General features: G+C 43.5%; 27 protein-coding genes, 1 riboswitch and 1 other annotated feature. Of the genes, 21 read left to right on the top strand and 6 right to left on the bottom strand.

The annotated features are described in order from the left end of the window. Positions 1–29: 29 nt before the first annotated feature. The gene (locus MKY83_RS06455; RefSeq protein WP_217012898.1) at positions 30–1,355 is read right to left on the bottom strand and encodes an amino acid permease; all 1,326 of its coding nucleotides are present in this window, start codon (positions 1,353–1,355) and stop codon (positions 30–32) included. 318 nt (positions 1,356–1,673) lie between these two features. Between MKY83_RS06455 and MKY83_RS06460 the strand changes: the two genes are divergently transcribed. Beyond that, positions 1,674–2,630 carry a ring-cleaving dioxygenase gene (locus MKY83_RS06460; RefSeq protein WP_342488394.1) on the top strand — a complete coding sequence of 319 codons (957 nt, stop codon included), beginning with the start codon at positions 1,674–1,676 and terminating at the stop codon, positions 2,628–2,630. A 196-nt stretch (positions 2,631–2,826) separates the two neighbouring features. Here MKY83_RS06460 and MKY83_RS06465 read toward each other — a convergent pair whose 3' ends face one another. Further along, positions 2,827–4,143: a trypsin-like peptidase domain-containing protein gene (locus tag MKY83_RS06465; protein WP_342488395.1), complete on the bottom strand. Its 1,317-nt coding sequence runs from the start codon at positions 4,141–4,143 to the stop codon at positions 2,827–2,829. A gap of 168 nt (positions 4,144–4,311) precedes the next feature. Here MKY83_RS06465 and proG point away from each other — a divergent pair, with 168 nt between their 5' ends. The 10 genes from proG (at position 4,312) to MKY83_RS06515 (ending at position 14,908) form a co-directional block, all read left to right on the top strand. Next, complete coding sequence (proG, locus tag MKY83_RS06470; RefSeq protein ID WP_065097108.1) at positions 4,312–5,136, top strand: pyrroline-5-carboxylate reductase ProG; 825 nt, start codon at positions 4,312–4,314, stop codon at positions 5,134–5,136. A 189-nt stretch (positions 5,137–5,325) separates the two neighbouring features. Beyond that, entirely contained in the window at positions 5,326–6,150 is an 825-nt protein-coding gene (locus tag MKY83_RS06475; protein ID WP_224925177.1) for a M55 family metallopeptidase, read from the top strand. 18 nt (positions 6,151–6,168) lie between these two features. Next, positions 6,169–7,104 carry an ABC transporter permease gene (locus tag MKY83_RS06480; RefSeq protein ID WP_003211100.1) on the top strand — a complete coding sequence of 312 codons (936 nt, stop codon included), beginning with the start codon at positions 6,169–6,171 and terminating at the stop codon, positions 7,102–7,104. After that, on the top strand, positions 7,101–8,063 hold the full coding sequence (locus tag MKY83_RS06485; RefSeq protein WP_319610480.1) for an ABC transporter permease: 963 nt from the start codon (positions 7,101–7,103) through the stop codon (positions 8,061–8,063). Before MKY83_RS06480 ends, MKY83_RS06485 begins: the two co-directional genes overlap by 4 nt. A 7-nt stretch (positions 8,064–8,070) precedes the next feature. Continuing rightward, complete coding sequence (locus MKY83_RS06490; protein ID WP_106067754.1) at positions 8,071–9,081, top strand: ABC transporter ATP-binding protein; 1,011 nt, start codon at positions 8,071–8,073, stop codon at positions 9,079–9,081. Then, positions 9,081–10,703 carry a peptide ABC transporter substrate-binding protein gene (locus MKY83_RS06495; RefSeq protein WP_268508054.1) on the top strand — a complete coding sequence of 541 codons (1,623 nt, stop codon included), beginning with the start codon at positions 9,081–9,083 and terminating at the stop codon, positions 10,701–10,703. Before MKY83_RS06490 ends, MKY83_RS06495 begins: the two co-directional genes overlap by 1 nt. Positions 10,704–11,015: 312 nt before the next feature. Further along, positions 11,016–11,957 carry an LD-carboxypeptidase gene (locus MKY83_RS06500; RefSeq protein ID WP_319610481.1) on the top strand — a complete coding sequence of 314 codons (942 nt, stop codon included), beginning with the start codon at positions 11,016–11,018 and terminating at the stop codon, positions 11,955–11,957. Continuing rightward, positions 11,954–13,033 carry a dipeptide epimerase gene (locus MKY83_RS06505; protein WP_106067751.1) on the top strand — a complete coding sequence of 360 codons (1,080 nt, stop codon included), beginning with the start codon at positions 11,954–11,956 and terminating at the stop codon, positions 13,031–13,033. The genes MKY83_RS06500 and MKY83_RS06505 overlap by 4 nt, the downstream gene beginning before the upstream one ends. Further along, positions 13,033–13,950 (top strand): NlpC/P60 family protein, encoded by a 918-nt coding sequence (locus MKY83_RS06510; RefSeq protein ID WP_342488397.1) that lies wholly within the window; start codon positions 13,033–13,035, stop codon positions 13,948–13,950. The genes MKY83_RS06505 and MKY83_RS06510 overlap by 1 nt, the downstream gene beginning before the upstream one ends. Further along, positions 13,940–14,908 (top strand): oligopeptide/dipeptide ABC transporter ATP-binding protein, encoded by a 969-nt coding sequence (locus tag MKY83_RS06515; protein WP_065097116.1) that lies wholly within the window; start codon positions 13,940–13,942, stop codon positions 14,906–14,908. The genes MKY83_RS06510 and MKY83_RS06515 overlap by 11 nt, the downstream gene beginning before the upstream one ends. 39 nt (positions 14,909–14,947) lie before the next feature. On the opposite strand, the gene MKY83_RS06520 is transcribed toward MKY83_RS06515, so the two are convergent. Then, on the bottom strand, positions 14,948–15,829 hold the full coding sequence (locus MKY83_RS06520) for a dimethylarginine dimethylaminohydrolase family protein (protein ID WP_342488399.1): 882 nt from the start codon (positions 15,827–15,829) through the stop codon (positions 14,948–14,950). A 179-nt stretch (positions 15,830–16,008) separates the two neighbouring features. Here MKY83_RS06520 and MKY83_RS06525 point away from each other — a divergent pair, with 179 nt between their 5' ends. The 5 genes from MKY83_RS06525 (at position 16,009) to MKY83_RS06545 (ending at position 19,094) form a co-directional block, all read left to right on the top strand. Then, entirely contained in the window at positions 16,009–16,530 is a 522-nt protein-coding gene (locus MKY83_RS06525; protein WP_034619972.1) for an acyl-CoA thioesterase, read from the top strand. Between the two features lie 114 nt (positions 16,531–16,644). Next, positions 16,645–16,971 (top strand): PadR family transcriptional regulator, encoded by a 327-nt coding sequence (locus MKY83_RS06530; protein WP_342488401.1) that lies wholly within the window; start codon positions 16,645–16,647, stop codon positions 16,969–16,971. Between the two features lie 4 nt (positions 16,972–16,975). Next, positions 16,976–17,728, top strand: a complete 753-nt coding sequence (locus tag MKY83_RS06535; protein ID WP_283924410.1) for a hypothetical protein — start codon at positions 16,976–16,978, stop codon at positions 17,726–17,728. A 314-nt stretch (positions 17,729–18,042) separates the two neighbouring features. After that, entirely contained in the window at positions 18,043–18,531 is a 489-nt protein-coding gene (locus MKY83_RS06540; protein WP_106067714.1) for a small multi-drug export protein, read from the top strand. Between the two features lie 17 nt (positions 18,532–18,548). Next, positions 18,549–19,094: a GNAT family N-acetyltransferase gene (locus MKY83_RS06545; protein WP_065097122.1), complete on the top strand. Its 546-nt coding sequence runs from the start codon at positions 18,549–18,551 to the stop codon at positions 19,092–19,094. Between the two features lie 17 nt (positions 19,095–19,111). On the opposite strand, the gene MKY83_RS06550 is transcribed toward MKY83_RS06545, so the two are convergent. Together MKY83_RS06550 and MKY83_RS06555 are read right to left on the bottom strand one after the other, a co-directional pair. Continuing rightward, on the bottom strand, positions 19,112–20,155 hold the full coding sequence (locus MKY83_RS06550) for a trifunctional transcriptional activator/DNA repair protein Ada/methylated-DNA--[protein]-cysteine S-methyltransferase (RefSeq protein WP_185106983.1): 1,044 nt from the start codon (positions 20,153–20,155) through the stop codon (positions 19,112–19,114). 174 nt (positions 20,156–20,329) lie between these two features. After that, a complete protein-coding gene (locus MKY83_RS06555) occupies positions 20,330–20,464 on the bottom strand; it encodes a YrzI family small protein (RefSeq protein ID WP_065097124.1) in 135 nt (44 codons plus the stop codon). 220 nt (positions 20,465–20,684) lie between these two features. After that, positions 20,685–20,793, top strand: a riboswitch (guanidine-I (ykkC/yxkD leader). A 66-nt stretch (positions 20,794–20,859) separates the two neighbouring features. On the opposite strand from MKY83_RS06555, the gene MKY83_RS06560 reads away from it, so the two are divergent. Together MKY83_RS06560 and MKY83_RS06565 are read left to right on the top strand one after the other, a co-directional pair. Then, on the top strand, positions 20,860–21,189 hold the full coding sequence (locus tag MKY83_RS06560) for a multidrug efflux SMR transporter (RefSeq protein ID WP_065097125.1): 330 nt from the start codon (positions 20,860–20,862) through the stop codon (positions 21,187–21,189). Further along, on the top strand, positions 21,186–21,500 hold the full coding sequence (locus MKY83_RS06565) for a multidrug efflux SMR transporter (RefSeq protein ID WP_065097126.1): 315 nt from the start codon (positions 21,186–21,188) through the stop codon (positions 21,498–21,500). The genes MKY83_RS06560 and MKY83_RS06565 overlap by 4 nt, the downstream gene beginning before the upstream one ends. Positions 21,501–21,532: 32 nt before the next feature. Here the strand turns inward: MKY83_RS06565 and MKY83_RS06570 are convergent, their stop codons facing one another. Then, positions 21,533–21,718 carry a hypothetical protein gene (locus MKY83_RS06570; RefSeq protein ID WP_034663011.1) on the bottom strand — a complete coding sequence of 62 codons (186 nt, stop codon included), beginning with the start codon at positions 21,716–21,718 and terminating at the stop codon, positions 21,533–21,535. A gap of 162 nt (positions 21,719–21,880) precedes the next feature. On the opposite strand from MKY83_RS06570, the gene purU reads away from it, so the two are divergent. The 3 genes from purU to MKY83_RS06585 all read left to right on the top strand — a co-directional run bounded on the left by purU (position 21,881) and on the right by MKY83_RS06585 (position 25,457). Further along, positions 21,881–22,783 (top strand): formyltetrahydrofolate deformylase, encoded by a 903-nt coding sequence (purU, locus tag MKY83_RS06575; protein ID WP_113767580.1) that lies wholly within the window; start codon positions 21,881–21,883, stop codon positions 22,781–22,783. A 43-nt stretch (positions 22,784–22,826) separates the two neighbouring features. Then, positions 22,827–23,044, top strand: a binding site (T-box leader). Between the two features lie 55 nt (positions 23,045–23,099). Next, the gene (gene proB / locus MKY83_RS06580; RefSeq protein ID WP_265208303.1) at positions 23,100–24,197 is read left to right on the top strand and encodes a glutamate 5-kinase; all 1,098 of its coding nucleotides are present in this window, start codon (positions 23,100–23,102) and stop codon (positions 24,195–24,197) included. A 12-nt stretch (positions 24,198–24,209) separates the two neighbouring features. Beyond that, positions 24,210–25,457 carry a glutamate-5-semialdehyde dehydrogenase gene (locus MKY83_RS06585; protein WP_342488408.1) on the top strand — a complete coding sequence of 416 codons (1,248 nt, stop codon included), beginning with the start codon at positions 24,210–24,212 and terminating at the stop codon, positions 25,455–25,457. The last annotated feature ends 26 nt before the right edge of the window (positions 25,458–25,483 follow it).

The raw sequence follows: 25,483 nt of genomic DNA on the forward strand, positions 1-25,483 counted from the left end.
ATCCCTGTCTCAAAAACGGGGGTCAGTCCCTAACGCTCTGCTTTTTTGTGTGCTTTTTTCATATAATAATAAATAGGCAGTCCAGCAATCCCGATCAGCATGGAGATGAGACAGCTTTTCCAGTCGGTGATCATGGTGCTGATTAAGACGAACAAAGAACCGATAATCGCAACGATTGGTGTGAGCGGATAAAGTGGTACGCTATAAGCACGCTCCATTCCTTTGTTTTGTTTTCTCAGTTTAAAGACTGCGAAAAAGGCCATGACATAAAAGATGTAGATCATGAAGATCGAAACCTCTGACAGCTTTTCTGGATTGCTGACGACCATAAACACAATGGCGATCAAAATTTGTACAAATACAGCAATCCACGGTGTTTTAAATGTAGGGTGAATACGTGAGATCGCGTTTGCGAAAGGAATTTGCTTTCGCTCTGCCATCGCGAAAATCACACGTGGGAATGAAAGAACCTTTCCGTTCAAACAGCCAAAGATACTAATGATGATGCCGATACTAATGACCTTACCGCCGATTGGTCCAAAGAGCATTGTCGCAGCAGTACTTGTCGCATTTTCTCCAAGCTGTACAATTTGATCTGCTGGTAACACGTGCAAAAGAGCGACATTAATAAAGAGATAGCAAGCCGTGACGATTAAAATCCCGCCTGCCATTGCACGAGGAAGCAGTTTCTCTGGGTTTTTCATTTCACCGCCAAGTGCTGCAAGCAATATCCAGCCATCATAGGCAAACAACGTAGCCAAGATCGCTGCACCGAAGTTCATTTGAGCAATGCTATCATTGACAGCCATAAAAATATTTTCGTTTCCTTTCCATAAGCCAAACACAATAATAGCGGCAATCGGGACAAGCTTCCCGATGGTGGTCAGTCCTTGTACAAAACCGCCGTATTTTGTTCCCATGATGTTAATCAAACATAAAAATAAAACAGTGATAATGCCGATTGTTGTCGACCATAAAGAAGAAAGAGAAAATAAATTTGCTAACAATGAACCAAAATAAAGACCAAGCGCACCGATGATGGCAGGTCCGTAAATGATAATCTGCACCCAGCCGCATAAATAGCCCCAAAACTCACCATACACTTCTTCAAGGTAGGCATACAATCCGCCAGTCCGAGGGATTTGTGTACCAATTTCAGCAACAGTGAGTCCGCCTGCAAGGGTTAAAATGCCGCCTAGCAGCCAAGCGAATAATGCGATATTTGAGCTTCCTGAATAGGAAAGGACGTTGCCTGGCTTCATAAAGACGCCGGACCCGATAATCGTCCCGATGACAAGAGATAGGGCGAAAAATAAGCCGATGTCCTGTTTTAACGCTGGTTGTTCTTTGTTCATTACTCGCGACCTCCTGCATCACTTTCGTACGTTACTGTGACATGTATTTTGTTCATTGTAATACGATTTTAGGAAAACAAGAATTAAAAAAATTTTCTGATTTTCGTATTTGTATTTAAAAGTGTTCGTTTATTGGAGATATCAGGGTAAATGTTTCGTTAAAAACGAACAATAAAAGATTATTTTTGATTTAATGTTAATTTTATCGTTAGAAACCGAACATCTAGCCAAATGGTTGACTTTTCTTAAAAAATGACCTATTTTATTCATAAGGATATTATCTTGAATTCGAGATATTTTGAAAGAGGAGTGAACGTAATGAAAATCAATGGAATTCACCACGTATCTGCATTAACAGCCAATGCTCAAAAAAATGTTGATTTCTACCGCCAGATTCTTGGCTTAAAACTTGTAAAGAAAACGGTCAATCAGGATGATCCATCTATGTATCACTTATTTTATGGAGATGAGGTCGCTTCACCGGGAACGGAGCTCACATTCTTTGAAATTCCAATGCTCGCCCGTCGTTTGAAAGGAACAAACGCGATCACAAGCACAGGCCTTCTCGTTTCTTCTGAAGAAGCACTCTCATTTTGGGAAAAGCGTTTTGAAGAGACAGGCGTGCAGCAAGAAACGGCTTCCTTGAGAGGGGGCAGACCTGCCTTGCGCTTTCAAGATCCAGAAGGACAGCAGCTATTTTTAACAGTAGAACCGAACGCACAAGAAGCAGGCTCACCGCCAGTGCATGATGATATTCCGGCAGAGTTTGCCATTAGAGGCTTGGGCCCAGTGGAATTAACCGTTGCAGAAGCGGACAAAACGATTCGTGTTTTAACAGACATCCTTGGCTTTACCGAAAGAGCGCGTGAACAATCAAATGATGGTGAGATCGTGACCATTTTTGAGTCAGGAAATGGCGGTGCTGGAACAGAAATTCATGTGATCGAAAAAACGGAAGGGCCTTCTGAGCGTTCCGGCAGAGGAAGTGTGCATCACGTAGCCTTTCGCGTGGAAGATGCAGAGGAACTGGAAAAATGGTATGACAAAATATCAAAAGCAGGCTTCACGAATTCTGGTGTTGTGGAACGTTTCTACTTTAAAGCCCTTTACTTTAGAGAACCGAATGATATCTTATTTGAAATCTCAACAGACGGTCCTGGGTTTACAGTGGACGAAGGAGTAGATGAGCTTGGCGATCAATTAGCCCTTCCGCCATTTCTAGAGCACAAACGAACAGAAATAGAACAAAGATTAACGCCAATTCAGTCATCATAATAAAAGCAGCTCATTCATGAGCTGCTCAGCGTGTAGACAAACCCTCGCATTCTTTGTCAGTCCTGTGCGTTGGTGCTCACGAATTGCAAATTCGCTCCGCGCCAGTGCTCGGCCTTCCTAGACTTCAAAGGTTTTCTATCACGCCGAAAAGAAGAAAAAGGGCTAAAATCAAGATGATTTTAGCCCTTCTTTTGCATTAGGAACTTACCTGCTTAGATTCAGTTTGTGTTAATGTCACCTTCTTCGTTTCTTCTTTTCCGTTTCGAATGAGTGTGATGCTCACGGTGTCTCCAATCTTTGTATTCGTGTATAGCTCATGACGTAATTCACTTCCGGTTTTGATTTGCTTCCCATTGATGGCGGTAATGACATCCTCTGACTTTAAGCCGGCTTTGGCGGCAGGTGAGCCTGCGGCGATTTCTTTGACGTATACGCCTTGATCAAGCTGACTATTTTTGAGACCGAGTGTTTCTTTCTGATACACGTCCGGGACTTGTTCGAGATCCAGCATGCTGATGCCGATATATGGACGCTCAATCTTTCCTTTTGCGAGAAGCTGATCGGCGATTGGTTTGACATCATTGATTGGAAGCGCGAATCCAATGCCTTCAACACCTGTTTCAGAAATTTTCATACTCGTGATCCCAACAACCTTTCCATTTGTCGTAAGAAGCGGGCCGCCGCTGTTTCCTGGGTTAATAGCTGCATCTGTTTGAATCACATTAATGCTGCTTTCGCCTGCTGATGTGTTCATCGAGACTGTTCGATCGACACCGCTGACAATTCCTTGGGTCACGGTTCTTGATAGATCTTCACCAAGCGGGTTTCCGATCGCGATGACGGTTTCTCCAGCACGCAGCGAGGAGGAATCGCCTAATGCCGCGACCTTCGTTACTTGGTTGCTGCTAATTTCTACAACTGCTAGGTCAGTCAGCGGGTCAGCTCCGACTAATTTACCTTTGGCGGTTTTGCCATCGTGCAAGGAGATTGTTAGTTTATTTGCCCCTTCAATGACGTGGTTGTTTGTTAAGACATAGGCTTTACTTCCGGATTTTTTGAAAATCACTCCTGAGCCTGTACCTGTTTTTTCCTCTTGACTGCTTTTATTTTGCTGTGACTCATCAAAAGGTGTATTGAAATCGCCGAAGCTCGTGTCTGTTTGACTTTGCGCTTGGTAGTTTGTAATGCCGACAATGGCTGGTGATACATTTTCTACCATGCTGGAGATGCTGTTTGATGAATGTGATGTTTGGACGGCGCTTGTTTTTGAGGAATTGGCACTTGTATCATTTGTCGATACAGCTTCTGTTTTTGCTGCTGAGTTATGTGCTGTGTTGTCTGATGCGTGCTGGGCATATGGCGAAAGGACGTACACACCTAACGCCAGCGTACCGCCTACAACACCGCTGACAAATGGCTTAAACCATCCGTTTGGCTTCTTCTTTTGTTTTTGTGGCTGTTCCGTTGTTTGAAGTTCTTGAGAAGGTTGTTGTTCATTTTTGTGATGTGTCATTCAAATCACTCTCTTTCATCATTTTTTCATGAATGGGTTTAAGGGGTTTTACCTTTTGTGGTGGATACTGACTTGATCGTAAGAAAAAAGTGTGGGATAAAAATGAAAACATTGTGGGAAATTGTTAAAATAAGTAGTGAATCTAAGCAAAATAGAGGAGATTAAACTGTGGAGACAATTGGAATCATTGGATATGGAAGCATGGCTGATATGATGGTGCAAAAATGGCTGGAAAAAGAAGTACTCAATGCCCATCAAATCATGATCCACACAAGAAGTGAAACGGACCGCCTGCTTCAACTCAAAGACAAGCATCAAGAAATAAACATCTGCTCATTAGACGAACTTTCTGCGTCATGTGATGTACTTTTTATCTGCGTGCCGCCACTTGCTGTACTTGATGTACTCGATCAACTGCCTTCAGCAACCAAATCGGTCCATATTGTATCAGTAGCCGCGGCTGTGACGTTAGACAAGTTATCAAAGCATTCGACTCAACCAGTATCCAGATACATCCCAACGCTCACGTCAGCTGTTGGAACGGGCGTATCCCTCGTTGTGCATGGCGAAACTGCTGGAAAGGAAGAAAAGGCGCGTTTGCATCGTCTGCTTTCAGCTTTTAGCATCGTACGTGAAGTGGAGGAAGACCGGCTTGATGCGGCGAGTAACTTGACGAGTTCATCTCCTGGTTTTATCGCTGCTCTTTTTGAAGAAATGGCGAGAGCCGCTGTGAGAAATAGTGAGCTTTCCTTAGAGGAAGCGTATGAATTTTTAACGTATGCCCTTTTAGGCACAGGTCAAGTCCTTGTAGAACGAGGCCTCACCTTTGCTGAAACTGTCGATAGGGTGGCGACAAAAGGGGGCATTACAGGAGAAGGCGCCGAGGTGATTCAAAAGCAGGCACCTCAGATGTTTGATGATCTATTTACACAAACCATGAAGAAATATGAACAACTGAAATCACAGATTAACGAAGCGGACAAACACCACTAAAGACACAGTTAGTGGTGTTTTATTTGTTAAAAAAATCCTTTCTCATTCAGTCTATTGACCTGTATTAACTGAGTCTAATTTCCTTATTTTCAGACATTGTATTGAAAAATCAATCAAGTAATCATATAATTTTTTAGAAAATTTAGAAAAATATACACAAATTTTAAGTTTAATTAAAGGGGGATGGGGATGAAGCTCTATGTATCTGTCGATATGGAGGGAATTACTGGTCTAGCTGATCATACATTTGTCGATGCCCGTCAGCACAATTATGAACGGGGCAGAAAGATCATGACGGGTGAAGTGAATGCCTGTGTGGAGGCACTTCTTCAGCATGGCGCAACGGATATTTTGGTCAATGACAGTCATTCTAAAATGAATAATTTGTTGATTGAAGAATTGCATGAAGAAGCATCTCTTATATCTGGTGACGTCAAGCCTTATTCAATGGTTCAAGGGTTAGATCAAACCTATGATGCTGCTGTTTTTTTAGGCTATCATGCGAGGGCGTCTATGAAAGGTGTGATGTCCCACAGTATGATTTTTGGTGTCCGACATTTTTACATAAATGATCATCCAATTGGTGAAATGGGCTTTAATGCGTATGTTGCAGGCTACTATGGTGTACCGGTGATTCTTGTTTGCGGAGATGATCAAGCGGCACTTGAAGCAGAAAAGCTGATGCCTGGTGTGAAAACAGTGGCAGTGAAAGAGACCATTTCAAGATCTGCTGTGAAATGTCTCACTCCTGCCAAAGTCAACCAACAAATCTCACAGCAAGTGGAAGTCGCAATGAAACAGATTCATCACATCAAGCCGCTGACGCCTCCTGATCAGCCGCTGCTGAAGATTGAGTTTGCCAATTATGGACAAGCTGAATGGGCGAATTTAATGCCTGGTACTGCCATTATTGAAGGGACAACAACGGTGACGTATCAAGCAGAGAATATATTAGAAGCCTACCAAGCGATGCTTGTCATGACAGAGCTTGCCGCACGTACAACATTTTGTTAAGCGAGGGGGAGACGGCAGATGACCAGCTTTTTGCTCAAGCGTTTTATTGCGATGATTGCCACGATCTTAACGATTACGACGTTAACGTTTATTTTAATGAAGGTCATCCCAGGATCGCCCTTCAATGAAGAACGAAATACAAACGAAACCGTCCAGCGAAACCTCGAAAGCTACTATCACTTAGACGAACCACTGTATGTTCAATATGTCATCTATTTAAAATCCATCGTTACCTTTGATTTTGGTCCTTCCATTAAAAAGCCTTCTGAAAGTGTCAATGATCTATTGGCGAGAGGCTTCCCAGTCTCATTAGAACTTGGTCTTATCTCAATATTGATTGCTGTCATCTCCGGTATCCTGCTAGGGGTCATGGCTGCCCTCCGGCACAATGGCTTGATTGATTATATCGCCATGACCATTGCTGTTTTCGGTATATCCATTCCAAACTTTATCTTTGCTACTTTATTAATTCAGCAGCTTGCTGTGAATTTGAAGCTCTTTCCTACAGCGATGTGGACAAGTCCGATGCATATGGTGCTACCGACCATTGCTCTTGCCGTTAGTCCGATGGCCATTATTGCCCGGTTAACAAGATCGAGCATGATTGAAGTGCTGTCTCAGGACTATATTCGCACTGCTAAAGCAAAAGGACTTTCTCCCTTTAAAATTGTGTTCAAACATGCGCTTCGAAATGCGCTTTTGCCTGTTGTGACCATTCTTGGCACGCTTGTCGCAAGCATTTTAACAGGAAGTTTTGTCATTGAAAAAATATTTGCGATTCCTGGCATGGGAAAATACTTTGTCGAGAGTATTAACAACCGTGATTATCCTGTCATCATGGGAACCACTGTTTTTTACAGCATCATTTTAATCACACTTCTTTTCATTGTTGATGTGGCGTATCGCCTGCTTGATCCAAGGATTCAGCTGCATCAGAAAGGAGGCAAGGCATGAGTATACATTTGCAGCAGGATCAACCGAATCCGCATCATGAAGTGCCGGACGAATGGTTTTCTCCGAGAGAGCAAAAGAACACAGAGACCCATGCCATTAAAAGGCCCTCTCTTTCGTATTGGGCAGACACATGGAGACGACTGAAGCAAAATAAGCTTGCGATGTTTAGTCTATCGGTATTGATTTTTCTTTTTATCATGGCACTATTAGGCCCATTGCTTGCACCTAATAGCGTGACAGAGCAGCGTCTTTCGATGCAAAATCTGCCGCCATCCGCTGCTCACTGGTTCGGAACGGATGAGCTTGGACGAGATGTGTTCACGCGTACATGGTACGGGGCTCGTATTTCTTTATTTGTAGGCGTCATGGCAGCCTTGATTGATTTTGCCATCGGCGTGATTTATGGAGGGATTGCCGGTTATAAGGGCGGGAGATATGACCATGTCATGATGCGAATCGTCGAGGTGCTTTACGGTCTTCCTTATTTACTTGTTGTCATTTTATTGATGGTTCTGATGGGGCCAGGGCTCGTCACCATTATTGTAGCGCTCACTGTCACCGGATGGATTGGAATGGCAAGAATCGTGAGAGGTCAAGTTCTTCAGCTGAAAAGCCAGGAATATGTCCTTGCCTCAAAAACCTTTGGTGCAAAGAGCCTTCGTATCATTCGCCGCAACCTGCTGCCGAATACGATGGGGCCGATTATCGTTCAGATGACCTTAACTGTACCGACCGCGATATTTGCAGAAGCGTTCCTAAGCTTTCTTGGTTTAGGCATTCAAGCACCGTTTGCAAGCTGGGGCGTGATGGCAAATGATGCGCTGCCGACAGTGCTGTCAGATAACGGGCATTGGTGGCGTTTATTTTTCCCTGCGTTTTTTATTTCGCTCACGATGTTTTGCTTTAACAATTTAGGTGATGGCTTGCAAGATGCGCTTGATCCGAAGATGAAGAGGTGATGGCGCTTTGAAAAAAGTTCTACAAATCATCGATCTGCACGTCAGCTTTCGGACATATGGCGGCTCAGTTCGAGCGGTACGCGGAGTGAATGTGGATGTATATGAAAAAGAAACCCTTGCCATTGTAGGAGAGTCAGGCTGCGGGAAAAGTGTGACTTCACAAAGCATCATGAGGCTGCTGCCAGCATACAGCGCTCATGTTGATCAGGGAGAAATCTGGTTTGAAGACCGCAATTTGCTGTCGTTATCTGAAAAAGAAATGCGCGCCATACGAGGTGTCGATATTTCGATGATCTTCCAAGATCCAATGACCGCACTGAACCCAACCTTGACAATCGGCGATCAGCTCATGGAGGCGGCAAAGGAGCACCAAAAGCTGACGAAAAAAGAAGTGAAAGAAGCCGCCATTCGGATGCTTGATTTGGTCGGCATTCCGCAGCCGAAGGAAAGGCTAAAGCAATACCCTCATCAGTTCAGCGGGGGAATGAGGCAGCGGCTCATGATTGCCATGGCACTGATTTGCGAGCCCAAAGTGCTGATTGCTGATGAACCAACGACAGCGCTGGATGTGACCATACAGGCACAAATATTAGAGCTGTTTAAAGAGATTCAGAGAAAAACAGGTGTCACCATTATTTTAATCACACATGATTTAGGGGTCGTCGCCCAAGTCGCAGACCGAGTGGCGGTCATGTACGGAGGGAAAATGGTGGAGGTCGGAACGAGGCGAGATATTTTTTACAGTCCGCAGCATCCTTATACAAAAGGACTTCTGCAATCCGTTCCAAGACTTGATATGAAAGATGAACTCATTCCAATTGAAGGAAGCCCACCTGATTTATTTGCTCCGCCAAAGGGCTGTCCGTATACAGATCGCTGCCCGTCCGCCATGAAGGTATGTGATCATATCATGCCGCACGAAACGCAACGGTCACCTACCCACACAGTGCATTGCTGGCTCCAAGATGAGCGAGCGAATCAAACGGTTTTATCTTCAACACAAAGGGGGAGTTTTTGATGAAAAAAAAAGGGTGGATCATCAGTATATGTTTGTTCACGATCATGCTGCTCGCAGGATGTACAGCCAATGAGCAGGCAGGGAAAGGATCATCAAGCAATCAGGGTGAAAAGAAAGTATTAACCTTAAATAACGAAAATGAACCGACGTCGTTTGATCCGCCGATTGGTTTTAATAATGTATCGTGGCAAGGACTCAATAACTTAATGGAGGGATTAACAAGACTAAATGAAAAGCAGGAACCATCTCCTGCAATGGCTGAAAAATGGGAGATTTCAGAGGATGGAAAAACGTACACGTTCCATTTAAGAGATGGCATCAAGTGGTCAAATGGTGATCCAGTGAAAGCGAGTGACTTTGAATATGCGTGGAAGCGGCTGCTTGATCCGAAAACAGGCTCATCTGCATCGTTCCTAGCCTACATGATTGAAGGCGGAGAGGCATTTAACAGCGGAAAAGGAAAAAAAGAAGACGTGAAAGTCAGCGCTGTAAATGACAAAACGCTCAAGGTCACACTGGCATATCCGCAGAAATCGTTCTTAAATATGACCGCAAACCCTGCTTTTTTTCCTGTCAATGAACAGGTAGCTAAGAAGGACCCAAACTGGGCAAAAGACGCCAAAACCTTTGTCGGAAATGGACCGTTCAAGCTGACAGAGTGGAAGCATGATGAGAGCTTCACAATGGAAAAAAGTGAGACGTATTGGGACAAAAAAACAGTCAAGCTGGATCAAGTGAAGTGGCTGATGATCAGTGATCGAAACACAGACTATCAAATGTATCAATCAGGAGATTTAGATACTGCCTTTGTCCCAGCAGAGCAAAGTGAAAACCTGCTGAAAAATAAAGATGTACAAATTGAAGACCAGGCTGGATTGTTCTTTTATCGTCTGAATGTGAACATGGAACCTTTTCAAAATAAGAACATCCGCAAAGCTTTTCAAATGGCGATCAACCCGCAAGATATCGTGGATTATGTAACGAAAAATGAAGAGAAGCCAGCACGTGCCTTCGTCTCGCCAGGCATTCTTGATTCAAAGGGTGAAGATTTCAGAAAAGCTGGCGGTGATCTTGTGAAGAATGATAAGAGTGAAGCTGCGAAGCTGCTAGAAAAAGGGCTGAAAGAAGAGAACTATTCAAAACTGCCAGCCGTCACATTGACATACAGTACAAAGCCTGAGAACAAGAAAAAAGCTGAAGCCATCCAGCAGCAGCTGAAAGAAGCGCTAGGTGTAGATGTGAAGCTTGCAAACATGGAAGCCAATGTGTTTGCAGAAGATCAAAAGGCACTGAAATTTCAATTCTCACAAAGTTCATTTTTAGCAGACTATGCAGATCCGATCAATTTCTTAGAGAGCTTTCAAACAGGGAATGCCATGAACCGGACAGGATGGTCAAACGATACCTATGACCAACTGATCAAGAAGGCGAGCCAGGAAGCAGACGAACAAAAGAGAAACAACATCCTTCATGATGCAGAGGCACTACTTATTGAAGAAGCACCGATCATTCCGATTCATTTTTATAACCAAGTTCATTTACAAAAAGAAGGCGTGAAGGGGATTGTCCGTCACCCTGTTGGGTATATCGATTTGAAATGGGCACAAGTAGATGGAGAGTGATATTAGGGTCGAAAGACGCTTTTAGATAAAAGCGTCTCAGCGTGTAGACAAACCCTCGTATTCGTTGTCAGGTCTGCGCGCTGGTGCTCACGAATGTTCAATTCGCTCCGCAAAAGTAGCTGCCCTTCCTAGACTTCAAAGGTTTTCTATCACGCTGAAAAGAAGACAAAGGGCTAAAATAAAGATCATTTTAGCCCTTTGTCAACAATCTAAGACGCTTTGAGATAAAAGCGTCTGTTCCTTTATATTCGTTCATGTTATGAAGCAGAAACCCATAGATTGAAAGAAATAAAGAGAAAGAGGGGATATGGCATGAGCCAGCTGCCAGTGGCACTTCAAACAGGGGATACGGTGGGGATTATTGCACCAGCAAGTCCGCCTGATGAGCTGAAATTAGCAAAAGGGATTGCCTTTTTAGAAAGCCTCGGGCTAAAGGTGGAAAAAGGAAAGTATTTGGGCCACCGGTATGGATATTTAGCAGGTCATGATCATGAAAGAGTGGAGGATCTTCATCGTATGTTTCAAGATCCAGAAGTGAAGGCGATTATTTGTGCTTGCGGAGGATACGGGACTGGCAGACTTGCGGAAGCCATTGACTATGACCTCATTCGCCGGAATCCAAAAATCTTTTGGGGCTATAGTGATATTACGTTTTTACATACGGCCATCCAGCAGCAGACGGGTCTTGTGACGTTTCATGGGCCAATGCTTTCCTCTGATGTGGGACTTGAGGAGGTCCATCCTTATACGAAAGATACCTTTTTACAGCTGTTCGCACCGAAAGCCTTTACGTATGCGCACCACTTGTCACCCCTTCATACTTTCTATCCGGGCACCGCTTCAGGTGAGATTGTAGGAGGAAATCTTGCCCTCATCGTGACAACACTTGGTACGCCTTTTGAAATCGATACGAAGGGAAAGCTATTGTTCATTGAAGATATTGACGAAGAGCCCTATAAAATCGATCGAATGATGCAGCACCTCAAATCTGCTGGAAAATTGGATGATGCGGCTGGATTCATCATTGGAGATTTTCATCAATGTGAGCCAAAAAAGAAAGATCAGTCTCTCACATTGAATCAAGTATGGGACACCTATATTGTTCCGCAAAAGAAACCTACACTTGGGGGCTTCCGAATCGGTCATTCTTCGCCGAACTTTGCCATTCCAATGGGCACGCAGGCTGCATTAGATGCGACAGGAAAAAAACTGCATATTTCTCCAGGCGTTGCAGCGAAAGAGGCGATCAAATGAAAATCGTCGATGTTCGTACATGCAGAATGAGTGTACCGCTAAAAAAGCCTTTCAAAACCGCTTTACGAACGGTGTATGACGCAGTATCTCTGATCGTTATCATCACATATGATCAAGGTGACGTCAGCTACGGAGAAGCAGTCCCGACAACGGTGATTACAGGTGAAACGCTGGAAAGCATCGACTATGCCATCTGCGAAGTGATCAGACCGATTTTGCTTGGAGCTTCCTTGTCAGAATATGAACAAATTTTTTCTCATATGAACCGGGTGCTCGCTTGCAACACAAGCGCAAAGGCAGCGGTTGACATGGCCATTTATGATGGTTTAGCGAAGCAGGCAGGGCTTCCGCTTTATCAATACCTTGGCGGATATCGCAGTCAGCTTGAAACCGATTATACGGTCAGTGTAAACCGTCCGCTTGAGATGGCGGAAGATGCGAAGCAATACGCAGCAGAAGGCTTTCAGACATTAAAGATCAAGGTAGGAAAAGATGATATAGACACGGATATTCAGCGTATCAAGCGAATTCGAGAAAAGATCGGGCCGGATATTCAGATTAGGCTCGATGCGAACCAGGGCTGGACGTGGAAGGAAGCGGTTGTAGCCATTCGGAAAATGGAATCACTGAATATCGAACTAGTCGAGCAACCAGTGCCAAAAGAAGATATCGAAGGTCTGCGCCATGTGACGCAGGCAACAAATACACTGATTATGGCAGACGAAAGCATTTTCAGTTTTCATGATGCGATCAAGGTGCTTGAAACGAGAAGCTGTGATTTAATCAATTTAAAATTAATGAAATCAGGCGGCATAAAAGAAGCCTTAAAAATCAATGCTTTGGCAGAAGCATACGGCGTAAAGTGCATGGTTGGCAGTATGATTGAGTCAAAACTTGGCATTACAGCAGCCGCTCATCTCGCCGCCAGCCAGCCAAATATCACCCGCTATGATTTTGATGCCCCGCTGATGCTAAAAGAGGACATGGTAGACGGAGGAATCGTGTACAAAGGAAAAAATATCTTTTTCCCGCCGCAACATGGGTTAGGCATTCAAGGGGTGAAAGGAGTCTCATGATGATATTTGAATCAAAGGTTGCAGTTGCGAACGTATGGACAGCGCCGCAGTCACCGAGAGAAATCGATCAAAAGGTTCTTCATGGCTCCTTCAAAATCAAAGAGTGGATTGACAAGCAAACATATGAAGAAAAACTGGCTTTATGTGAAGAAAATCTGATCCAGTCGCAAGTACTGCTCGGCGAACGAGTCATTGGATTAGAAGAAACAGACGGCTGGATGAAAGTCGTTATTCCGCAGCAGGCCAGCCGGAAACATCCACAAGGCTATCCTGGCTATATACCTGCGAACCAACTAAAGCAAGTGACAGAAGGAAGTGCACCTACTGCATCTCATATCGTTTGTCAGAAAAAAGCCATGCTCTATCGAAACGGGCAAGCGGACATGGAAATTAGTTTTTTAACAGAGCTCGTAGCTGTAGAAGAAACGAGTGATCGCTTTCGTGTTGTCACACCATCAGGTACGAAAGAAATCAATAAAGCAGATGTGCAGCCAGTTTCAACCATTTCTTCTATGGCCGGCAAAGATGTTGTAGACAAGGGAAAACAATTTATTGGTCTTTCGTATTTATGGGGCGGCATGAGCAGCTTTGGCTATGACTGTTCGGGCTTTGCTTACAGCATGTATAAAGCGTGCGGATATCTTTTGCCGAGGGACGCAAGTGACCAAGCAGTGCAAGGAACACCGGTCGCATCAAGCCATTTAGAACAAGGCGACTTATTGTTTTTCGCCAATGACAACGGAAAGGGAGCAGTCCGCCATGTTGGGATCTACGCAGGTGACGGTATGATGCTTCATTCGCCTAAAACCGGCAGAGAAATTGAACTTCTTTCCCTTGCTGGCACTTCATATGAAAAAGAATGGGCAGGTGCAAGACGGTATTTGCCAAGCGAGAGGAGCAAAGGTCATGGCAGTTGAACCACTTTTACAAGTAAACAATCTCAAAAAACATTTTCATCTATCGAAAGGAAGAACGCTAAAAGCGCTAGACGGTGTCTCCTTTCAGCTGAAACAAGGCGAAACATTTGGCCTTGTTGGCGAGTCCGGCTGCGGGAAATCCACACTTGGAAAAGTGCTTATGCGTCTTTATGAACCGACAGATGGGGAAGCCTTATATGAAGGGAAAAGCCTTCATCACCTTTCTCAAAAAGAATCATTTGATTTTAATCGGCAAATTCAAATGGTGTTTCAAGATCCGTATTCCTCCTTAAATCCGCGGCTGTCTGTAAAAGATATTATGCTGGAGCCAATGGAGATTCATAACCTTTATGGGAGTCAAAAGAAAAGGGTTGCCCGGGTGAAAGAACTACTGGAAGCTGTTGGACTTAGCTATGACTTTGCCACGCGCTATCCTCATGAATTCAGCGGAGGACAGAGGCAGAGAATCGGTATTGCAAGAGCACTCGCCTTAGCGCCGAAATTTATTGTGGCAGATGAACCAATTTCTGCACTAGATGTCTCCGTTCAAGCGCAGGTCGTGAATTTGCTGAAGAAACTGCAAAAGGAGGAAGGGCTGACATTTCTCTTTATTGCGCATGACTTGTCGATGGTCAAATATATTAGCGACCGAATCGGTGTCATGTATTTAGGTCATCTCGTCGAATTGACCAGCAGTGATACGTTATATCAAACACCGCTGCACCCCTATACACAAGCATTGCTGTCTGCGATCCCCATTCCAGATCCTGACGTGGAGGACAAGCGCAAAAGGTTCATTTTAAAAGGAGAAATTCCAAGTCCAGTGAACCCGCCAAGCGGCTGTGTATTTCGAACAAGGTGTCCTGCAGCGATGGATGTGTGTGCTGAAAAAAAGCCAATATTACAAGCAGTAGAAGAAGGGCATGATGTCGCCTGTCATTTATACGATCGGACATAAAAATAGGCAGATAAAAAGCCAGCAAGTAGACAAGCTGTTCTACACGCTGGCTTTTTTAGTGAACGAACGCCGAATCGGCAATGTGCAGCATCTAAAAGAGCCGCCAGATTTAATGATTTCTGAAAAATCCACTTCAATGACAGTGTAGCCGTGAGCGGCTAATGCAGCATTTGTTTCTTGATTGATGGGCAAACTGATCACTTTTTTCTGTCCAATGGATAAAACGTTTGGGCCGAGTGTGAATTGCTCTTGTTCGCTTATTTCAATTAGATGATAATGCATGTTGAGCAGGTGAAGATCCTCTTTTTTGAACGCTTCTGGATAAATCAATATCTCATCATGAGAGAGAATATTCATCACACAATCGAGATGCAAAATGTGAGGAGGAAGATGAATGGAAATGATGTCATGATCCGGCAATTCTTTTTTAAGCTCATGAATAGCGGCTGGGTTTGTTCTTTTGCTCGTTCCGACAAATACGCGTCTTTGATCCACAAGCACATCGCCGCCTTCAATCGTTCCGTTTGTCAGGGTAACAGTTTTCAAGCCAGTTCCCTGTGCCCACTCTTTTAACAATTGTTCTTCTCCTTGCCGAACCGGAGCGGCCATGCTTGAAACAAAAAGTGTATGTCCAATCGTAAACCCAATATCCCGAGTAAAGACTTGCTCAGGAAAGCGGTCATTTGCAGGAAGCATAATGGGGCGTACTTGATGGTCTTTTAGGGTTTGGATCAATTGCTTATGCTGAGCAACGGCTTTCATTTGAGAAATATTTTCTCTTGCAAATTGTTTTTGGGTTTCGTTGATGATCTGTTTGATTTCCATATAGATGGGACTGCATAAAAGGACTTCTTGTAAATCATCATATTCACTCATGCATTGCGGCATTTTGTGTATTTGTTCTGCTCTCATAGAATCCATCAAATGGCCTCCTTGTTTGTTCATAGTTCTATTATTCCTCGTTCTAGTCATAGTTGAAACATTTCCGAAAGAAAATCTCTCACAAGAGACTAAAGCAAAAAGTTTAGACAAACCTAAAAGAATAGTGTTTAATAAAAGTCGTTCCGCATTCACGAAAACAGCAAGAAGGAGCTATGATGATGAGTGAAGAAAATTTCAAATACTGCAAGGAATCGAAAGTTGTCAAAACCAGCAGGGTATTTCCTCTCGATACGAATAATCACCAAACCTTATTTGGCGGGAAATTAATGAGTTATATAGATGACATTGCCTCCATCTCGGCAGCAAGGCACAGCCGATGTGAAACGGTCACGGCATCAATGGATTCAGTTGATTTTTTAGAGCCGATTGGACAAAAGGAGTCGGTATGTTTAGAGTCCTATGTCACATGGGTGGGTACGTCTTCTATGGAAGTGTTCGTCAAGGTCATCAAAGAAAACTTGATGTCTGGAGAGCGCAGACTCGCAGCGACTTCATTTCTTACCTTTGTATCGTTAGATGACAATGGGAAGCCAAAGAAAGTCCCACAAGTCATGCCGGAAACAGAGGAAGAAATCATGCTGCATCAAACCGCAAAACAGCGAGCTGAAGAAAGAAAAAGCCGCCGAAAGCATAGCAAGGCACTGGCTGACGCACTTGGGACAGATAAACCATGGGCGTAAAAATCACCCTTTAAGCGGTGATTTTTTTCTAGAACGGTATCTTGCATGGCAAGATAGTGTGTGGTAAGATGATGCTATCTTGTGATGCAAGATACTGAAATCGGAGGAACAAAGATGACAACATCCACACAAATGCTAAAAGGAATTTTAGAAGGCTGCCTGCTGTCGATTATTTCAGAGGGTGAGATTTATGGATATGAAATGACGAAGAAGCTCGCTTATTATGGGTTTGATCAAATTAGTGAAGGAAGTATCTATCCGATCCTGCTGCGTATGCAAAAGGAACAGCTCGTGACCACTATCACAAAAGCATCAGCAAGCGGGCCGAAAAGGAAATACTATACGCTCACACAAGCTGGAGAACAAGCGCTCACAGAGTTTATTACTCGCTGGAGTGAGCTTTCAAAAAATGTGAACTGTTTACTACAAAAAGGGAAGTGAGATTATGGTATCAAAAGAAACAAGACACATCCTACTAGAGCTGAAACTCTATCTCATATCAAAGGGGAAAAATCAGGACGAAATTGATGAGCTAATGGATGAGCTAACGACACATGCCGTTGAGGCTGAAAAAGATGGCAAAACAGGGGAGGCTGTGTTTGGCGGAGATCCGAGGGGCTATGCTGATGAACTCGCAAAAGAGCTGTCAGGAAACCATAAAGACTGGATTCCCTTCGTCAGTGCCTTCTTAATTGGATCACTCTTCTATATGATTTTATCAGATGCGATCAGTCAAAGCTTATCCTATTCTTGGTATGCGTTAATAGGATATCCGCTCGTTTTAGTTGCCAATGTTATCATGATCATTGTGATGTTTAGAGCGTCTGCCTTTCAGACAAGCGGCCGGGCATTTCTTTATTTTTGGATCTTAGGAATCTTTCAACTGACTTCAATGGTCACAATCAAACTATTGGATCAAAAGCTCGGCACACCATTACTTGTGCTGACTTCAGGTCAAAGATGGGGCGTCATCCTGCTTATGCTGTTATGTATCATTGTCTTTAATGCGATCATGAAGGCGAATCTCATTTCATTGATTCCGGTCATCTTCTTCGGACCGCAGCTCATATTCGAATGGATTGGCTGGACATCACCAAGCGTGCTTCTCATGCAAAGTCTACTATCGGTTGTGATCGTAATAGGGCTTATGCTCATGGTCTTACGCCGGGCGAACAAGAAAAATGAAAACACGAAGTAAAAAACAGAGCACATCCCATCCGATGTGCTTTCAGCGTGTAGACAAACCCTCGCATTCGTTGTCAGTTCTGCGCGCTGGTGCTCACGAATGTCAAATTCGCTCTGCTTTGGTGCTCGTCCTCCCTAGACTTCAAAGGTTATCAATCACGCTGAAAAGAAGACAAAGGGCTAAAATAAAGATCATTTTAGCCCTTTGTCAACAATCTGAGAGCACATCCTATCCGATGTGCTTTTCTTTTTCTAAAAAAATGTAGAAATGGTAGCGTATTTTTCATTACAATGGGAAGAGGACAAAAATGAAAAGGGGTTCTGTGCTTGGATATCTTATGGGGATATGTACTTGTTTTTGTATTGGCTGCTTTGCCTTTTTTTGAAGTGGTTGGTGTTGTTCCACTGGCCATCTTAGGTGGACTGCATCCTGTGACAACGGCTGTAATCGGGTTCATCGGCAACTTTCTCACAGTCTTGCTCCTCATTGTTTTCGTAGACCGCTTCAAAGCATGGCGGTTGAGGAGAAAAGAGGACAAAAGTGATGGAAAAGGAGAAAAAAAGCAACTACGAGCCAGAAAAATTTGGGAACGATATGGTCTCCCGGGATTAGCGCTCATTGGTCCTTTTATCATCGGCAGTCATCTAGCGGCATTTATGTGCATGAGCTTCGGAACGAAAAGAAAGCAAGTCGCAGTGTGGATGACAGTCAGTTTAATCATGTGGACGGCATTGGCAGCTAGTTTAACCGGTGCGGGAATCCATTACTTTGCCCCAGATTCAAATGGATTGTTCGGTGATATTTTTAATCAGTAAGTGAGGGGAGACCATAAATGAAACTTCAAACACGCATAGTGCTTGAAACAGAGCGCCTTAGACTGAGAACGATGAATGAACATGATGCGCCATTTTTATATGACATGTTGTTCCAAGATGAAGAAGTAATGAAGTATTATCCTTCTTTGAAGGATGAGCAGCAGACGAAAGAGTGGATTGCATGGAATCAAAAGAATGACCGTATGTATCATACTTCTCTCTGGATCATTGAAGACAAAGAAACGAATGAACCACTTGGACAAAGCGGGATTGTTCTGCAAAACATTGAAGGACAAACAGAACTTGAAATCGGCTACATGCTAAAAAAAGCAGCGTGGGGAAATGGCTATGCTGCTGAAGCCGCAAAAGGCTGTCTCACCTATGGTTTTCAAGAAATGAAGGTCAGACGAATGGTGAGCTTAATCCGCCCAGACAATGAAGCATCGGTAAAGGTCGCTTTAAAAATGGGCATGAAAAAAGAAAAAACCATTTCAAAATGGGACCAAATCATTGATGTATACAGCATCACCCGCAACGAAGAAAACGGCTCGCTTACAAAATAAGCAGAGCCGTTTTTATTTTATATCCGCTGTTCTAGCTGAAGTAAATATTTCTTACGTTCAACCCCTCCGCCGTAGCCGCCAAGCTCACCACTTGTTTGAATGACGCGGTGGCATGGAATGATGATCGCCAATTGATTGGCACCATTTGCATTCCCTACCGCTCGGACCAAATGCGGATCGCCCAGCATCACAGCAAGATCTCGGTAAGAACTTGTTTCGCCTGAAGGAATGCGTGTAAGTAGGTCCCACACCTTCATTTGAAAAGGGGTGCCATGCATGGAAAGCGGTACGGTAAACTGCGTCAGTTTTTTCTCGAAATATAAGGTCAATTCCTTTACCAATTGCTGATGGACGTTTGTTTCCCCAACTAAAATACGTGCATGATGCTTTTTTCTCATGTTCTCAATTTCCTTTTCTAGTCCCCGCCTGTCCATAAATTCCAGTAAATACACATGCGCGGCATCTGTCACGCTGATCATCCGTCCGATCGGTGTGGAAATAAAATTGGCATGGAGAATCTTAGTCTGTGCCTTTTTAGGGGGGTTTCCCATGATTTTCGTAAAGGCATCATTGAAGGCACTCGAAGAATCATAGCCCAAGGCGACCTGCTGATCAATCACTTTTTTTCCATTCATAATTTCTTTAAAGGCAAGCCCCATTCGGCGTGATCTCGCATATTGAACAAAGGTCATGCCGTAGATTTCTTTGAATTTTCGCCGAGCCGTTGCAGAGTGAATCCCTAATTGACGAAAGTCCTCTTCTTTCCAGCGTTTTTCAGGATGTGTTTCAACTGCTGAAACGAGTGTTTTGACTTCTTCTGGAATGCTGTTTGGATAGGTTAATGGAGTGCAGCGCTTGCACGGACGATATCCTGCTAGCAGTGCTTCCTCTGCTGTAAAGAAAAACTCACAGTTCTCATATTTTGGTTTTCTAGCGGTACATGTGGCATGGCAGAAGATACCGGTCGTCTTAATGCCGGCGAAGAATGTGCCGTCATATTGCGGATTCTTGTCAACCAGTGCTTGATAAAATTCATGTTTCTGTTCGTCGGTTATCATCATACGATTCACCTCTTGGTTTCATTATTTGGGCCGATACAACGGATGATCTGTAAATGCAGCATCCTAAAGTTGAACGTTCATCACATCAATCTGAGTTCATTATACCAGCGATATGATCGTTCCTTTAACGTCTGAGCGTGTCTAACTTGGTCCTTCTTCCATATTTTTTCTGTTTTAGCTCATATACTTTAGTTGTTTCTGTTTCATTTCTTCATAAAATGTTTCAACTTCTTGTTCGTAAAGAACGGTCTCCATGTCCTTGTATTTACGCTTGATCGTCAATGTAATAAAAAATAAATGGATTGTCATATACGTTCATTTCCCTTCGGTTAGCAGCACGCAAATATCCCGCAGATATTCTTTATCAGTTGATCTGTTTCTAACACTTAGTATACGCCGGTCCCAAATCATTTCTTTCGAAAATTGAACAAGTATATTTGAAGAGGGAGAGCACACTGGTAGACCGGCATATCGGGGTGTGATAAGATTTTTAATACAGAATCTGCTCTAAGTCAGATCTGTTTATCATGAATTGGTTTTCTAGGGTTCCGTGCGCTGGTGCAGTCTGGACCGAGAGAAAACACATAGGGTCTTTAGAAGAGGCCATATGGACACGGAGGGATAAAAGCCCGGGAGAGTTGATCAAACGATCGATTTCCAGGCTTTTTTTGTTGGTTGGAATCGTTCAGAAAGGAGAAGATCAGATGAAATGGGGAAATGTCTTTATTGCGGCCATCTTTGAAGTCGGCTGGGTGATGGGGCTGAAATATGCCCACTCGCTCATAGAATGGGGCGCAACCATCGTTTGTATTATCGTGAGCTTTTATTTACTCATGAAAGCAACAAGTGTACTGCCAGTTGGCACACTTTATGCCGTTTTTACCGGGCTTGGGACAGCAGGTACCGTCGTCATAGGCATGGTGCTTGGTGAGCCGGTTCAGCTTGTTAAACTGCTTTTGATTGTCATGCTTTTGTGCGGTGTATTAGGACTGAAGCTGACAACAGGTGAAAAGAAGGGAGAGGCTGAATCATGAGCTGGCTTTTACTTATTGGAGCAGGCATCTTAGAAATGTTTTGTGTGACCATGATGAACCAATTCCAAAAAGACAAGCATGTCAAATGGATTTTATTCATTGCGGCTGGCTTTTCGATGTCCTTTCTGATGCTGTCTCTTGCGATGAACACGATTCCGATGGGAACGGCGTACGCCATTTGGACAGGAATCGGAGCTGCTGGAGGCGCCACCGTCGGTATGCTGTTTTACGGAGAGTCGAAAGATGCAAAACGTATTTTCTTTATCGCGCTGATTTTATCTGCGGCAGTAGGATTGAAAATCATTGAATAAGAAAAGGCTGGCAGATAGATGCCAGCCTTTTGTTACATCGAATGATGATTGGAATCGTTTTCATTTTTGCGGTAAAGCTGGCTCACAAGCAGAAAACACACACCAAATGTGAGAAAAGGAATGAGTCTTTCACCGGCTATAAAAAGGGAAATACCTGTGATCAGACAAACGATGCCGAGCCAAAAGCTAACTTTTCCAAACAAAGTCATACTTTTCATCTCCACCACTCCTTTTATGATAAAAGGTCTATTCACATTATATCACGCCAGGTGCAGAATTGAATGAATATTCAATAAAAAATAGGGCTCTACATTGCTTTTTCTCTTTCCAGTCCAGTATAATATTTCATTAGAATGAAAACGTAAATGAGGTCATGATACATGAGAACTTTGATAACAGAGAAACTTGAATTACACAGACAAAAGCATGAGCAAAAAGGAAGATTGCTTGTCAGCTGCCCGGATCAGCCTGGAATTGTCTCCGCTGTCTCTTCCTTTTTATTTGAGCACGGAGCAAATATCATTGAATCCAGCCAATACACAACAGATCATGAAAGCGGCCGGTTCTTTTTAAGAATTGAATTTGATTGGAAAGACATCTCGGCAAATATGGATCAGCTGAAGCAGCAGTTTGAGCCAATTGCAGCATCTTTTCAAATGACGTGGAGCATGTCGCGTGCAAGTGAGCTGAAAAAGCTGGCAATCTTTGTGTCAAAAGAGCTTCATTGTTTACATGAGCTGCTATGGGAATGGCAAAGCGGCAATTTGATGGCTGAAATTGCGGTCGTGATCAGCAATCATGAAACGGCAAAAGATACAGTAGAAGCGCTTGGAATCCCATTCCATTTTGTAAAGGCGAACAAAGACATTCGCAAAGAAGCGGAAAAACAGCAGCTCGCATTATTAGAAGAGTATGATATTGATGCCATTGTGCTTGCTAGATACATGCAAATTTTAACGCCTGGATTTATAGAACAGCACCCGAACAAAATCATTAATATTCATCATTCCTTCCTGCCAGCGTTTATCGGTGCAAATCCATATAAGCGGGCATATGAGCGAGGAGTCAAATTAATTGGCGCAACTTCTCATTATGTGACCAATGATTTAGACGAAGGACCGATCATTGAACAGGATATTGAGCGTGTAGATCACCGGGATGATGCGGAAGCTTTAAAAAATATTGGCCGAACAATTGAGCGGAGTGTGCTTGCACGTGCCGTCAAATGGCATCTAGAAGATCGAATTATTGTGCATGAGAATAAAACGATTGTATTTAATTGACCGCTTGACTTTTCCTTAGCAATTGGTGATAATATAAAAAAATTAACGAGCGTTGAAAAGGAATAGTAAGCAGGAACTGATGCGTAAAGAGAGCAAATGACATGCTGAAACATTTGCCGCAGACAGCTGCTGAACCTACCCTTTGAGCCTTAGAGGAAAAATCTAAGCGCGTGCCTGGCGTTACAGGAGTTGAGTGGAATAAGTAGATGTATGCTTATTCAATGAAGGTGGTACCACGGAAAATCCCTTTTCGTCCTTTACATAAGGAGAAAAAGGGATTTTTTTGTGCCTAAAGGTATAGCGGAGGGAATCAATAATGAAAAAGCAAAGGATCGTCATCAAAATTGGCAGCAGTTCATTAACAGAGCAAAAAGGAGCCATTGATGAACAAAAAATGCAGGATCATGTGAAAGCGATAGCAAAGCTGAAAGAGGCTGGGCATGAAATTATTTTAATTTCATCAGGAGCCGTGGCAGCAGGGTTTGGCAGCTTAGGGTATCCATCAAGACCTGTGACCTTAAAGGGAAAACAGGCAGCAGCAGCCGTTGGTCAGGGCTTGTTAATGCAGAAATATACAGAATTATTTTCACAGTTTCACATGACACCTGCGCAAATGCTTTTAACCCGTAATGACTTTTCAGATCGAACAAGATATCGAAATGCTTACGCAACGATGATGGAGCTGATAGAAAGAAAAATTTTACCGATCATTAATGAAAATGATTCTGTCTCCATTGAGGAGCTTACCTTTGGGGATAATGACATGCTGTCAGCTCTTGTCAGCGGTTTAATTCATGCAGACCAATTGATCATCTTAACAGACATTAATGGAATTTATAATGCAAATCCAAATGAGCATCCTGAGGCGAAGCGTTTTGATGTTCTAACACACATTTCAGAAGAATTGTTTTCATATGCGAAGAGCACAGGCTCAAAAGTGGGAACAGGCGGGATGAAATCAAAGCTGTCTGCTGCACAAACGGCACTTTCACTAGGCGTGAAAGTCTTCATTGGCACAGGTACTGGTGAAGATAAGCTGCTTCATATTCTAGCGGGTCAAGGAGACGGAACGTATATCGGAGAACAGGACTTATCAGCTGTTAACAACCGCCGTCAATGGATTCAATTCCATTCACCCGTTTCTGGGAAAATTATGATAGATGCAGGAGCAGAAGCGGCGATTTTGCATCATGGCAGAAGTCTTCTCCCAGCTGGCGTCATTGATGTCGCTGGGGACTTTTCTAAAGGAGAGGTCGTTGAAGTCGTAGGGCCGAACGGACTAGTAGGTAAAGGACAAACCTTGTATGCATCCGATGAGCTTCTCGGTATTAAAGGGATGCGAAGTGATGAGCTTTCAAATGAGAAGCCTGAAGTCATACACAGAGATCACTGGGTACAGCATGTACAAAACTGAGGAGGGAATACGATGAATGAAGTTCTTGAAAAAGCAAAAAAAGCAAGTGTAGCCAAAGATCAGATGCTCCTAAAAACGACGGAGCAAAAAAATGCAGCTTTACATGCCATCGCAACTGCACTTAAAGCATCTTCCGCTTATTTACTCGAGGAGAATAAAAAGGATGTGCAGGCTGCAGAGGAAAAGCAGTTCACGCCTTCTGTTATTGACCGGATTACACTCACGGAAGAGAGAATTGAAGACATCGCAGACGCGACCCTTCAACTCATTCATCTAAAAGACCCAATTGGTGAAACATTAGAAACCATTCAAAAAGAAAACGGTCTGTACATCGAAAAGGTGCGTGTGCCTCTTGGAACGGTTGGAATGATTTATGAAGCAAGACCAAACGTGACTGTAGATGCTGCCACCCTTTGTTTGAAAACTGGGAATGCTGTTATTCTTCGCGGGAGCTCCTCTGCCATTCATAGTAATAAAGCGATTGTGAAGGTGATCCATGAAGCGCTTCACACAACGGATATTCCAGTAGACAGTGTGCAATTGATTGAAGATACAGGCCGTGAAACGGCGAAAACGCTGTTCACTTTAAATGAATATCTGGATGTCCTTATTCCGCGCGGCGGGAAAAATTTAATTGATCTTGTCGTGAGAGAGTCTACCGTGCCAGTGCTTGAGACAGGTGCAGGGAACTGTCATATCTACATTGATGAAACAGCGAAAAACGAAATGGCTGAGCAGATTGTTCTGAATGCTAAAACCCAAAGGCCATCTGTTTGCAACGCGATCGAGAGCATTGTCATTCATGAAACATGGGCAAAAACATATGGCGCTTCGTTATTTGAAGCCCTTCATGCAAATGGGGTAGAGATACGGGGCGATAAAGCTGTATGTGCCCTTGCGCCAAGTGCTTCATTAGCGACCACAGAGGACTATGAAACAGAGTTTTTAGCCCCGATTGTCAGTATTAAAATCGTAGAGAGCATAGAAGAAGCGATTCAGCATATACAAACGTATAGCTCCAAGCACTCTGAAGCGATCATTACGGAAAATGATCAAAGTGCGTCACTTTTCTTAACAGCTGTTGACGCTGCCGCTGTCTATCATAATGCCTCTACTCGGTTCACAGATGGCTTTGAATTTGGCTACGGAGCAGAAATAGGGATTAGCACACAAAAACTGCATGCAAGAGGACCTATGGGTCTGCCTGCCTTAACCTCTGAAAAGTTTGTCATTCGCGGTCAAGGACAAATAAGAGAATAACGAATTCAAAAGAGAGTCTCGTGACA

It is taken from the genome of Bacillus sp. FSL M8-0266, from assembly GCF_038613425.1.
In the GTDB taxonomy this organism is placed as follows: Bacteria; Bacillota; Bacilli; order Bacillales; family Bacillaceae; genus Bacillus; species Bacillus pumilus.

Bases quoted from the DNA above. Each gene is read 5' to 3' on its own strand.
- MKY83_RS06545 (WP_065097122.1), top strand. From the start codon at position 18,549: ATGAAACTTCAAACACGCATAGTGCTTGAAACAGAGCGCCTTAGACTG.
- MKY83_RS06455 (WP_217012898.1), bottom strand. From the start codon at position 1,355: ATGAACAAAGAACAACCAGCGTTAAAACAGGACATCGGCTTATTTTTC.
- MKY83_RS06565 (WP_065097126.1), top strand. From the start codon at position 21,186: ATGAGCTGGCTTTTACTTATTGGAGCAGGCATCTTAGAAATGTTTTGT.
- MKY83_RS06500 (WP_319610481.1), top strand. From the start codon at position 11,016: ATGAGCCAGCTGCCAGTGGCACTTCAAACAGGGGATACGGTGGGGATT.
- MKY83_RS06480 (WP_003211100.1), top strand. From the start codon at position 6,169: ATGACCAGCTTTTTGCTCAAGCGTTTTATTGCGATGATTGCCACGATC.
- MKY83_RS06510 (WP_342488397.1), top strand. From the start codon at position 13,033: ATGATATTTGAATCAAAGGTTGCAGTTGCGAACGTATGGACAGCGCCG.
- MKY83_RS06465 (WP_342488395.1), bottom strand. From the start codon at position 4,143: ATGACACATCACAAAAATGAACAACAACCTTCTCAAGAACTTCAAACA.
- MKY83_RS06560 (WP_065097125.1), top strand. From the start codon at position 20,860: ATGAAATGGGGAAATGTCTTTATTGCGGCCATCTTTGAAGTCGGCTGG.
- MKY83_RS06460 (WP_342488394.1), top strand. From the start codon at position 1,674: ATGAAAATCAATGGAATTCACCACGTATCTGCATTAACAGCCAATGCT.
- MKY83_RS06555 (WP_065097124.1), bottom strand. From the start codon at position 20,464: ATGACAATCCATTTATTTTTTATTACATTGACGATCAAGCGTAAATAC.
- MKY83_RS06550 (WP_185106983.1), bottom strand. From the start codon at position 20,155: ATGATGATAACCGACGAACAGAAACATGAATTTTATCAAGCACTGGTT.
- MKY83_RS06520 (WP_342488399.1), bottom strand. From the start codon at position 15,829: ATGGATTCTATGAGAGCAGAACAAATACACAAAATGCCGCAATGCATG.
- MKY83_RS06475 (WP_224925177.1), top strand. From the start codon at position 5,326: ATGAAGCTCTATGTATCTGTCGATATGGAGGGAATTACTGGTCTAGCT.
- MKY83_RS06525 (WP_034619972.1), top strand. From the start codon at position 16,009: ATGAGTGAAGAAAATTTCAAATACTGCAAGGAATCGAAAGTTGTCAAA.
- proB (WP_265208303.1), top strand. From the start codon at position 23,100: ATGAAAAAGCAAAGGATCGTCATCAAAATTGGCAGCAGTTCATTAACA.
- MKY83_RS06495 (WP_268508054.1), top strand. From the start codon at position 9,081: ATGAAAAAAAAAGGGTGGATCATCAGTATATGTTTGTTCACGATCATG.
- MKY83_RS06535 (WP_283924410.1), top strand. From the start codon at position 16,976: ATGGTATCAAAAGAAACAAGACACATCCTACTAGAGCTGAAACTCTAT.
- MKY83_RS06585 (WP_342488408.1), top strand. From the start codon at position 24,210: ATGAATGAAGTTCTTGAAAAAGCAAAAAAAGCAAGTGTAGCCAAAGAT.
- MKY83_RS06570 (WP_034663011.1), bottom strand. From the start codon at position 21,718: ATGAAAAGTATGACTTTGTTTGGAAAAGTTAGCTTTTGGCTCGGCATC.
- MKY83_RS06515 (WP_065097116.1), top strand. From the start codon at position 13,940: ATGGCAGTTGAACCACTTTTACAAGTAAACAATCTCAAAAAACATTTT.
- MKY83_RS06530 (WP_342488401.1), top strand. From the start codon at position 16,645: ATGACAACATCCACACAAATGCTAAAAGGAATTTTAGAAGGCTGCCTG.
- purU (WP_113767580.1), top strand. From the start codon at position 21,881: ATGAGAACTTTGATAACAGAGAAACTTGAATTACACAGACAAAAGCAT.
- MKY83_RS06485 (WP_319610480.1), top strand. From the start codon at position 7,101: ATGAGTATACATTTGCAGCAGGATCAACCGAATCCGCATCATGAAGTG.
- MKY83_RS06505 (WP_106067751.1), top strand. From the start codon at position 11,954: ATGAAAATCGTCGATGTTCGTACATGCAGAATGAGTGTACCGCTAAAA.